At 74.5% G+C, this 4,347-nt stretch carries 1 protein-coding gene; it reads left to right on the top strand.

What is annotated here, in order from left to right:
- A partial coding sequence (locus tag IEZ20_RS39330) for a type I polyketide synthase (RefSeq protein ID WP_189307940.1) occupies window positions 1–4,347 on the top strand: 4,347 nt, incomplete at both ends.

Raw genomic sequence — 4,347 nt, 5'->3', positions numbered from 1 at the left:
GGTGCCCGCCGTGTCGACCTGCCCACCTACGCCTTCCAACGCGAACGCTTCTGGCTCGACGTCCCCGCGCCCCTGACCCGTTCCTCGGACGAAGCCTTCTGGGCCGCCGTCCAGAGCGGTGACCTCGCCGGCCTGCTGGGCGTGGCGGAAGACGCCGGCCTCGACGCCGTACTGCCCACCCTCGCCTCCTGGCACGACAGGGAGCGCGCCGACGCGGTCGTGGACCGCTGGCGGCACAAGGTCCGCTGGACCCCGCTCCCCGAAGCCGCCGGCGCCGTACTGACCGGCAGGTGGCTGCTGGTCAGTACGGCGGACGACGAGCCGCTCCTCGCCGACGTCACCACCGCCCTGAGCGAGCACGGTGCCGAGGTCACACACCTCGCACTGCCGCGGGACGCCGACCGGCGGACGACCGCCGAGCTGCTCCGCGACACCGGCACCGACGGTCTCGGCGGAGTGCTGTCACTGCTCGCGTCGGCCGACCGCCCGGTGCACGCGGCCCTCGCCCTCGTCCAGACGCTCGCCGACGCGGAGATCACCGTTCCGCTGTGGTACGCCACATCCCGGTCCGTGGCAGTCACCGGCACGGAAGCGATCCCGGAAGCCGCCGTCGCCGCGGCGGGTGTCCGAGGCCTCGGCCGGGTCGTCCGCCTTGAGGCCCCGGACCGCTGGGGCGGGCTGGTCGACCTGCCCGGCACGCTGGACGAGCGGACCCGACGCCGGCTCGCCGCCGTCCTGGCCGGCACCGAGGACGAGTGCGCGGTACGCGACAACGGCACCTTCGCGGCCCGACTCGTACGAGCCGCCGACGCTCCCCGCCGCGAGTGGCGGCCCCGCGGCACGGTCCTCGTGACCGGCGGCACGGGCGCCCTCGGCGCACAGGTCGCCCAGCGGCTCGCCGAGCGCGGAGCGGAGCACCTGCTGCTGGTCAGCAGGCGGGGCCCGGCGGCCGACGGCGCCGCCGAACTGGTCCGTGCCATCGAAGCCGCGGGCGCCACGGCGACCGTGGCCGCGTGCGACGTCGCCGACCCCGAGGCGGTCGCGGCCCTGCTGGCGCGGATACCCGCCGACGCACCGCTGACCGCCGTGGTCCACACGGCGGGCGTCCTCTCCGACGCACCGCTGGACACCCTCGCCCCGGACCAGGTCACCGCCGTGCTCCGGGCCAAGGCCGACGCCGCCCGGGTCCTGCACACCGCGACGGCCGGACTCGACCTGGACGCGTTCGTGCTGTTCTCCTCGCTCGCCGGCACCCTCGGCAACCCCGGGCAGGCCGCGTACGCCGCCGCGAACGCCGTACTCGACACGCTCGCCGCGCATCGCCGGACCCTCGGACTGCCCGGCACCGCCATCGCCTGGGGTCCCTGGGCGGGCGGCGGCATGCTCGACGAGGCCGTGGCGGAACGACTGCGCCGCGCCGGTGTCAAGCCGCTCGACCCCGGACACGCCCTGGTCGCCCTCGACCGTGCCGTGGCCGCCACGGACGCGCTCAGCGTCGTCGCCGACGCCGACTGGACCGGCCTCGCCGCCGGCTCCATGCTGGCCGAGCACTCCGGCCCGGCGACCGTCGAGGCACCCACGGCGCTCACCGGCCCCGACCGCGAGCGCGCCGCACTGGACCTCGTGCGGTCCGCCGCCGCCGCCGTCCTCGGCCGCTCGGGCGCGGCGGACGTCGAGCCCGACACCGCCTTCCGCGACCTGGGCTTCGACTCCATGGCAGCCGTCCAGCTGCGCAACCGGCTCTCCGCCGCCACCGGGGTCGCGCTCCCCGCGACCGCCGTGTTCGACTATTCGAGCGCCCGCGCCCTGGCCGCCCACCTGCTCGCCCTGGCGACCGGGGAGACCACGGGCTCCGACGGCGCGACCGTGCTCCCGGCCACGGCCGTTCACGCGGACGACCCCATCGCGATCGTGGGCATGGCCTGCCGCTTCCCGGGCGACGTGACCTCCCCCGAGGACCTGTGGCGGCTGCTCGCCGACGGAGTGGACGCCATGGGACCCATTCCGGCCGACCGCCGGTGGGGCCCCAGCGAGGTCTACGCCGAAGGCGGATTCCTGCGCGGCGCCGCGGAGTTCGACGCGGACTTCTTCGGGATCAGCCCGCGCGAGGCGCTGGTCATGGACCCGCAGCAGCGGCTCGCCCTGGAGACCGGCTGGGAGGCCTTCGAACGCGCGGGTATCAACCCGCACACGGTGCGCGGAACGTCCGTCGGTGTCTTCCTCGGCACCAACGGCCAGGACTACGTGAGCCTCCTCGCCGGTGCCACCGACGACCACGCGGGACACATCGGCACAGGCAACGCGGCCAGCGTGCTGTCGGGCCGCATCGCCTACGTCCTGGGCCTGGAGGGCCCGGCGGTCACCGTCGACACCGCGTGCTCCTCCTCGCTGGTCGCCCTGCACTGGGCGGTCCAGGCGCTGCGGTCGGGGGAGTGCTCGATGGCCCTGGCGGGTGGTGTGACCGTCATGGCCACCCCGGGCGCCTTCGACGAGTTCTCCCGCCAGCGGGGTCTCGCGGCGGACGGGCGCTGCAAGTCCTTCGCCGCCGCGGCCGACGGAACCGGCTGGGGCGAGGGTGTCGGCATGCTCCTGGTGGAGCGGCTGTCGGACGCGCGTCGCAACGGGCACACGGTGCTGGCGGTGGTGCGTGGTTCCGCGGTGAACCAGGACGGTGCGTCGAACGGTCTGACGGCCCCGAACGGTCCCTCGCAGCAGCGGGTGATCCGGCAGGCCCTCGCGGGCGCCGGGCTCGTGCCGGGCGACGTGGACGCGGTGGAGGCGCACGGCACCGGCACCACCCTGGGCGACCCCATCGAGGCGCAGGCGCTGCTGGCCACCTACGGCCAGGAGCGGGACGAGCCGCTGTGGCTGGGGTCGGTGAAGTCCAACATCGGGCACACGCAGGCCGCCGCGGGTGTGGCCGGTGTGATCAAGATGGTGCAGGCGATGCGGCACGGGACGCTGCCCCGTACGCTCCACGTGGACGCGCCGTCCCCGCACGTCGACTGGACCGCCGGCGCGGTCGAGCTGCTGACCGAGGAGCGCGAGTGGGCGCGTGCGGGCCGCCCGCGCCGGGCGGGCGTGTCCTCGTTCGGCGTGTCCGGCACCAACGCCCACGTCGTCCTCGAGGAGGCACCGGACGACACGGAGCCCACCCGGCCGGCCGAACTGCCCGCCGTGCCCTGGGTGGTGTCGGCACGGTCCGAGACCGCGCTGGGGGCCCAGATCGAGCGGCTGCGTACGTTCGTCACCGAGCACCCCCAGGCACGACCGGCCGACATCGGTCTCAGCCTTGCCACCGGCCGGGCCGCACTGGCCCACCGCGTGACGGCGGTCGGCCGGACCACCGAGGAACTCCTCACCGCCCTTGACAACGCCCACCCCACAACGGCCCGCGAGGCCCGGACCGCGTTCGTGTTCGCGGGTCAGGGTGCGCAGCGGGCGGGGATGGGTGCGGAACTCGCTGCGGCCTATCCGGTGTTCGGTGGGGTGTTCGCCGAGGTGTGCGGGGCGTTCGACGCGGTGCTGGATCGTTCGTTGGGTGAGGTGATCGCCGAGGGTGGTGCGGAGCTGGACCGGACGGTGTTCGCGCAGGCGGGGCTGTTCGCGTTCGAGGTGGCGTTGTTCCGGCTGCTGGAGTCGTGGGGTGTGACGCCGGATGCCGTGCTGGGTCATTCGGTGGGTGAGCTGGCGGCGGCGTATGTGGCGGGTGTGTGGTCTCTTGAGGATGCCGTGCGGGTGGTGGCGGCTCGGGGCCGGTTGATGCAGGCGTTGCCGGAGGGTGGCGCGATGGTGGCCGTTGAGGTGGCCGAGCACGAGCTGGAGTTGGGGGAGGGGGTGGAGCTGGCGGCGGTCAACGGTCCGTCGTCGGTGGTGTTGTCGGGTGATGAGGAGGCTGTGCTGGCGGAGGCCGCGCGGTGGGCGGGGCGTCGTTCGAAGCGGCTGTCGGTCAGTCATGCGTTCCATTCGCATCGGATGGATCCGGTGCTGGAGGACTTCCGGCGGGTGCTGGAGTCCGTGACGTTCCGTGTCCCGTCGCTGCCGTTCGTGTCGACGGTGACCGGTGGTGTGGTGACGGACGAGGTGTGCGACCCCGGTTACTGGGTGCGCAACGTGCGGGAGACGGTCCGCTTCGCCGATGCCGTGGTGGCGTCGGGGGCGGGTGTCTTCGTGGAGCTGGCGCCGGACGCGGTGTTGTCGGGGCCGGTGGCGGAGTCCGTCGAGGGCGCGGTGTGTGTTCCCGCGCAGCGTGCGGGCAGGCCGGCCGCGCAGGCCGTGGTGACGGCTTTGGGCGTCCTGCACGCCCAGGGCGTCGATGTCGGGTGGGACCGGTTCTTCGCCGGTACC

The organism is Streptomyces cinerochromogenes (assembly GCF_014648635.1).
GTDB lineage: Bacteria > Actinomycetota > Actinomycetes > Streptomycetales > Streptomycetaceae > Streptomyces > Streptomyces cinerochromogenes.
The sequence above is the reverse complement of the archived record's forward strand: the minus strand, read 5'-3'. Positions and strand labels throughout refer to the sequence as shown.